Source organism: Mesorhizobium sp., assembly GCF_024509055.1.
GTDB lineage: Bacteria > Pseudomonadota > Alphaproteobacteria > Rhizobiales > Rhizobiaceae > Mesorhizobium.
The window spans coordinates 1-5,044 of the sequence record NZ_JANINM010000098.1; the positions used below are offsets into that span (position 1 = coordinate 1).

Sequence of the window (5,044 nt, forward strand, 5' to 3'; positions counted from 1 at the left end):
ATCGGCGGCGAGGGCGAGGATTACTTCTGGGCGGACGAGCTGTTCGTCTCCGGCCTCGACAGCCGCGCGTCGCGGGGCGAGCTAACCGGCCGCCACCACTTCGCCTTCCAGGCGAAGGACCGCGCCATGGTCGACGCCTTCTACCATGCCGGGCTTGCCGCCGGCGGCAAGGACAACGGCGCCCCGGGCGAACGCCGCTACCACCCCGGCTACTACGCCTGCTTCCTGCTCGACCCCGACGGCAACAACGTAGAGGCCGTGTATCACGGCGAGGCGAAGCGGAGCACGGCTGCGGTGGAGATCAGTTTTTAGGGGGAGGTAGGCCGGCGCGAGGCACCCCCCTCTGTCCTGCCGGACATCTCCCCCTCAAGGGGGGAGATCAATCTCTTCGCCCGCTTCGCCAATTTCCAACGTTGCAGAAGGAGCGCCGGCATCGGCACAGCCGATCTCCCCCCTTGAGGGGGAGATGCCCGGCAGGGCAGAGGGGGGTGCTGTCCCGCCGACCTTGAACGTCAATCGACTTCAGCCGCCCCGCCCAATCCCGCCTCGATGACGATGTGCTGGCACACGTTGTCGATCTCTCGCAGAACATCGTCATTCCAGAAGCGAAGGACAGTCCAGCCCAACGCTTCAAGCTTTTCAGCCCTTATCGAATCCAGTGCGGAGACTTCCGCCCGGCCATGCTGGGATCCATCCAACTCGATGACCAGCTTCTTGGACGGGCAGGCGAAATCGACGATATAGCCGGCAATGGGCATCTGGCGTCGAAACGGCAACCCCATCAGCCGATGTGCCCTGATCTCGTTCCATAGCTTCAGCTCGGCATCGGTCATGGCTTTGCGCATCTTGCGCGCGTTGCCGCGATTGACGGGAGCTACTCGGCAATGGCTCATCGCCAGGCACCCCCTCTGTCCTGCCGGCCATCTCCCCCTCAAGGGGGGAGATTGGCTGTACCGATGCCGGCGCCCCTTCTGCAACGTCGGAAATTGGCGAAAGCCAATGCAACAGCTGATCTCCCCCCTTGAGGGGGAGATGGCCGGCAGGCCAGAGGGGGGTGCCTGGCGTCGCGCTATCCCGCACCCAAAAACGCCACGATCAGCTTCTGCAGGTGGCCGCCCGGGCCGAATTCTTCCTTGTCGAAGTCGCGGCTGCCCTGGCGCTGCGCCTTGGACAGCTGGTCGAGATATTGCGTCAGCTGCGTCCTGATCTTCTTGCAGCCGGGGTCGTTCTCGACAGTGAGGCCGGTGCTGAAGGCGACGATCTTGTCCACCATGTCGACGATGCCCGTGCCATGCTCCTTCTCATGCGTGATCAGCCCGGTGGCGAACGCGTCCCAACGCGTTTGGACGGCAGGCGCAAGCTTTCCCGCCGGTTTCGGCATCGTGTAGGTGATGATGAGCTTCGGCTTCGCCGTCTTCAGCACGCAGGCGCCGCCTTGCGGCTGGTAGTCGCGCTGCCAGGTGAGCTTGAAATTGGTGAGCGCGATGGCCCGTTTCCGGTCGGCCCCGATCACCGGGCCCTTCTCGCCGATCGACATGTAGAGCTCGAGCGGCGTCTGGCCCGAGATGGCATAGGTCTCGATCTTCTCGACCGGCTTCCACTCGGCGAGCGCCGGCGTCGACAGGAGAAGGGTGGAAAGCAGGAGCAGGGCAGACCTGGCGGGCATGCGGGGATTCCGGGTGAGAAGCGCGGTTCTATCTTCCCGAAAGACGCAGATAAAGCCCGGAACCCGCGCCGCCGCTCGGCCGTTTCCTTGGGCAAATCGTCTCGACCCATCGGGGAGGACACGATGACCCGCAGCGAGATCATTTCCGTGCTAGGCCCCGTCGACGAGGCCGTCATCGCCGACATCGCGCTCACCGGCGCCAGTATCGAAGAACTGCGCGAGGCTTTCGCCTGGATCGGCGCCGACGAGGCGCTGGTGAATGAGGGCCACGCCATGCCAGGCCTCCGCGTGGCGCGGCTGATCGAGATCCTGGAACCGCCCGAGGACGAGCCCCGGGACGCGTCGGAAACGACCGGCGGGATGGAGTGAGCTCCATCCTTTCCCGCAGGCACGGATAGGTGATCTTCCCTACTTGCCGTCCCCCTATGCACGGGCCTAGCCTCCCGTGATTGCGGGGGAAGACCATTTGGACACCAATGTAGCTATCATCGGCGCGGGCCCGGCGGGGCTTGCCGTCGCTGCCTGCCTGAAACAGGCCGGCGTCGATTTCGCTATCCTCGAGAAGGCGCCCGAGGTCGCGTCTTCCTGGCGGCGGCACTACCGGCGCCTGCATCTGCACACGGTGAAGTCGTTCTCCGCGCTGCCATTCGTGCCGTTCCCGAAAAGCCACCCACGCTATGTGCCGCGCGAAAAGGTGGTCGCCTATCTCGACGCCTATGCCCGGCGCTTCGGCATCGAGCCGCGCTTCGGCGTGACGGTGCAATCCATCCGCCGCGACGGCGAGCGCTTCCGGATCGACACCGATGCCGGGCCCTTCGGCGCCAGAAAGATCGTGATTGCCACCGGCAACAATGCCGAGCCGATCGTGCCAAGCTTTGCCGGGTTGGAGACCTTCGGGGGCAAGGTGCTGCACAGCGCGGCCTATACGGAAGCCAGGCCCTATGTCGGCCAGAATGTGCTGGTCGTCGGCCTTGGCAACACCGGCGCCGAGATCGCGCTCGATCTTGCCGAGTCCGGCGCGAACCCGACCATTTCCATCCGCAAGGGCGTCCACATCGTGCCGCGCCAGCTGTTCGGCGTGCCGATCCAAATGGTGGGCATCGCCAGCCGGCCGATGCCGCAGGCCCTGAACGACTGGGCGTTCCCGAAAATCCTCGACCTGGCGCTGGGCCGGCTGGAGAAATACGGCATCGTGCGCCCGCGGCAAGGCATCCTGAACCAGATAGACGCCGGCCGGATCCCCACGATCGACATCGGCACGGTGGCGGCGATCAAGGCCGGGAGGATCGCCACCGCGCCCGACATCGACCGCTTCACCGAAGACGGCGCCAGGTTCACCGATGGGCGCGAGCGGAAGTTCGATGCGGTGATCCTCGCCACGGGCTACCGGCCGGGCTACGGCGCGATCCTGCCTTCCGAGCTCACGCCGCGGAAGAGCGGCGTCAGCGCCCACGCGACCAGGCTCGGCGTCTATCTCGTCGGCTTCCACAATCCGGTCACCGGCCTGCTGCGCGAGATAGGCATCGAGGCAAGGGCGGTGGCGCGGGATATAGCGGGACGGTGAGGCGATTGTCGTAAGCCGCCCATCGTCAGTTATTGGTGCTCTCCTTGCGATTCCGGCGGTTGGCGAAAATCGGCGCGACATCTAATGTCCCACCAAGGGGATATGGCCGGCAGGCCAGAAGGGGTGCCTTGCGGTGAAATCAGCGGGGGTCCGGCCGAGCGCCGCCACTCCGCCGGATTCGGGTGGCGCCCACACATCTCGGCATGCGAGGCCGGTCACGACTGAAGAGGAACCGGCCATGCTCACGCTCTATGATTACCTGCCGTCGCAAAACGCCTGGAAGGTGCGCGTCCTGCTGGGGCTGCTTGGCATCTCCTATGAGACGAAGCCGGTCTCGATCTTCGAGGGCGAGAGCCACACGGATGCCTTCCTGAAACTCAATCCGGCCGGCGCCGTTCCCGTGCTCGCCGTGGAAAATGGCCAGGCGATCGCGGAGTCCAACGCGATCCTCATCTGCGTCGCGGAGGGAACACCCTACCTGCCGGCCGACCGCCTTGCGCGCGCCAAGGTCATGCAGTGGCTGTTCTTTGAGCAGTATTACGTCGAGCCCGTCATCGGCTCGCTGCGCTTCTGGACGCTGACCGGACGGCTGGAGCGCAACCGGGCGCTGGTGGCAGGCAAGCACGAAGCCGGTGTGCGAACGCTCGCCGCGCTTGAACGCAGCCTCGACGAGACGCCTTTCCTGGTCGGCGACGTGCTCACTATTGCCGACATTGCCGTCTATGCCTACAGCCACCGCGCCGAGGATTGCGGCTTTTCGCTCGCCGACTATCCGGCGGTGAGCGCCTGGATCGAGCGGGTGGGCGCCGCGATCGGTCCGGGCTATCCGGTCCATCCCTACAGCGTCGACCCGTATTCGGGGGGGTGAGCCGGAACACAAGCCCGGGCGAGGCGTTTCCCGAAGAAGCAGTGTGCCGGCGCCTTCGTGCAGGGACGCTGCGTTTCCGCACGCTTCCGCAACGAAAATGGAGACCAGGAATGGTTCGCACCATGATTGTCGCAACGCTCGCCGCCGGCCTTGCCAGCGCGCCGGCCATGGCCGCCGAGCAGTACTGGGTCGCCAGGGACGCCGTCTCCAAGCAATGCGAGGTGGTGCCGAAGAAGCCCGACGGCACGCTCGTCATCGACCTGGCCAAGAAGAAATTCGCCAGCGAGGGCGAGGCGAGGAAGGCGATGGAAGCGATGACGGATTGCAAGAAGTAGGGGGCAAGCTGCCAGGCCGAGTTCCGTCACACCCCCCTCTGTCCTGCCGGACATCTCCCCCTCAAGGGGGGAGATTGGCTGTGTCGATGCCGGCGCTCTTTCTGCAACGTTGGAAATTGGCGAAAGCCAACGCGGCATCTAATCTCCCCCCTTGAGGGGGAGATGGCCGGCAGGCCAGAGGGGGGCGCCTCGCGCCGACCTTTACGCCTACCGGTCCACCATCGACATCGCCCGCTCGTTATATCTCGGCCCGGACACCTTGTCGGCGGTCAGCGCCATGTCGAGCCCCAGCATCTCGGTGGCGTCGAGCTTGATATCGGCCGCGGCGACATTCTCCTCCAGGTAAGCGCGCCGCTTGGTGCCCGGGATCGGCACGATGTCGATGCCGGATTCCGGGCCCTTGGCCAGCACCCAGGCGATCGCCACCTGGCCCGGCTTGACGCCTTTCGCGTCCGCGATGTCGCGCACCGCGCCTGCAGCGGCGACATTCAGGTCGAAATTCTCGCCCTGGTAGCGCGGGTCGCGGTGGCGGAAGTCGGTGTCCGGATAGTCCTCGGCGCGCCTGACGTCGCCGGCGAGGAAGCCGCGGCCGAGCGGCGCGAACGGCACCA

General features: G+C 65.7%; 8 protein-coding genes. 5 read left to right on the forward strand and 3 right to left on the reverse strand.

Annotation, left to right across the window (positions count from 1 at the left end; genetic code table 11):
* On the forward strand, positions 1-312 hold a 312-nt coding region (locus Q0L57_RS05900; RefSeq protein WP_296739391.1), incomplete at its 5' end, for a VOC family protein.
* Positions 313-512: 200 nt separating this feature from the next.
* Here Q0L57_RS05900 and Q0L57_RS05905 read toward each other — a convergent pair.
* Positions 513-845 carry an endonuclease domain-containing protein gene (locus Q0L57_RS05905; RefSeq protein ID WP_296739395.1) on the reverse strand — a complete coding sequence of 111 codons (333 nt, stop codon included), beginning with the start codon at positions 843-845 and terminating at the stop codon, positions 513-515.
* Between the two features lie 224 nt (positions 846-1,069).
* Positions 1,070-1,666, reverse strand: coding sequence for a DUF922 domain-containing protein (locus Q0L57_RS05910; protein WP_296739397.1), 597 nt, complete (start codon positions 1,664-1,666; stop codon positions 1,070-1,072).
* Between the two features lie 123 nt (positions 1,667-1,789).
* Between Q0L57_RS05910 and Q0L57_RS05915 the strand changes: the two genes are divergently transcribed.
* The 4 genes from Q0L57_RS05915 to Q0L57_RS05930 all read left to right on the forward strand — a co-directional run bounded on the left by Q0L57_RS05915 (position 1,790) and on the right by Q0L57_RS05930 (position 4,433).
* Positions 1,790-2,035: a hypothetical protein gene (locus Q0L57_RS05915; RefSeq protein ID WP_296739400.1), complete on the forward strand. Its 246-nt coding sequence runs from the start codon at positions 1,790-1,792 to the stop codon at positions 2,033-2,035.
* Positions 2,036-2,132: 97 nt separating this feature from the next.
* On the forward strand, positions 2,133-3,230 hold the full coding sequence (locus tag Q0L57_RS05920) for an NAD(P)/FAD-dependent oxidoreductase (RefSeq protein WP_296739402.1): 1,098 nt from the start codon (positions 2,133-2,135) through the stop codon (positions 3,228-3,230).
* A gap of 238 nt (positions 3,231-3,468) precedes the next feature.
* Positions 3,469-4,098 (forward strand): glutathione S-transferase family protein, encoded by a 630-nt coding sequence (locus Q0L57_RS05925; protein WP_296739405.1) that lies wholly within the window; start codon positions 3,469-3,471, stop codon positions 4,096-4,098.
* 110 nt (positions 4,099-4,208) lie between these two features.
* The gene (locus Q0L57_RS05930; RefSeq protein WP_296739408.1) at positions 4,209-4,433 is read left to right on the forward strand and encodes a hypothetical protein; all 225 of its coding nucleotides are present in this window, start codon (positions 4,209-4,211) and stop codon (positions 4,431-4,433) included.
* Between the two features lie 207 nt (positions 4,434-4,640).
* Here Q0L57_RS05930 and Q0L57_RS05935 read toward each other — a convergent pair.
* Positions 4,641-5,044: aldo/keto reductase (locus Q0L57_RS05935; RefSeq protein ID WP_296739411.1), on the reverse strand; the 404-nt coding region annotated here is incomplete at its 5' end.

What these genes read in the sequence shown, in the direction of transcription:
- Q0L57_RS05905 (WP_296739395.1), bottom strand. Translation starts at nt 845, where the DNA reads ATGCGCAAAGCCATGACCGATGCCGAGCTGAAGCTATGGAACGAGATC.
- Q0L57_RS05910 (WP_296739397.1), bottom strand. Translation starts at nt 1,666, where the DNA reads ATGCCCGCCAGGTCTGCCCTGCTCCTGCTTTCCACCCTTCTCCTGTCG.
- Q0L57_RS05915 (WP_296739400.1), top strand. Translation starts at nt 1,790, where the DNA reads ATGACCCGCAGCGAGATCATTTCCGTGCTAGGCCCCGTCGACGAGGCC.
- Q0L57_RS05925 (WP_296739405.1), top strand. Translation starts at nt 3,469, where the DNA reads ATGCTCACGCTCTATGATTACCTGCCGTCGCAAAACGCCTGGAAGGTG.
- Q0L57_RS05930 (WP_296739408.1), top strand. Translation starts at nt 4,209, where the DNA reads ATGGTTCGCACCATGATTGTCGCAACGCTCGCCGCCGGCCTTGCCAGC.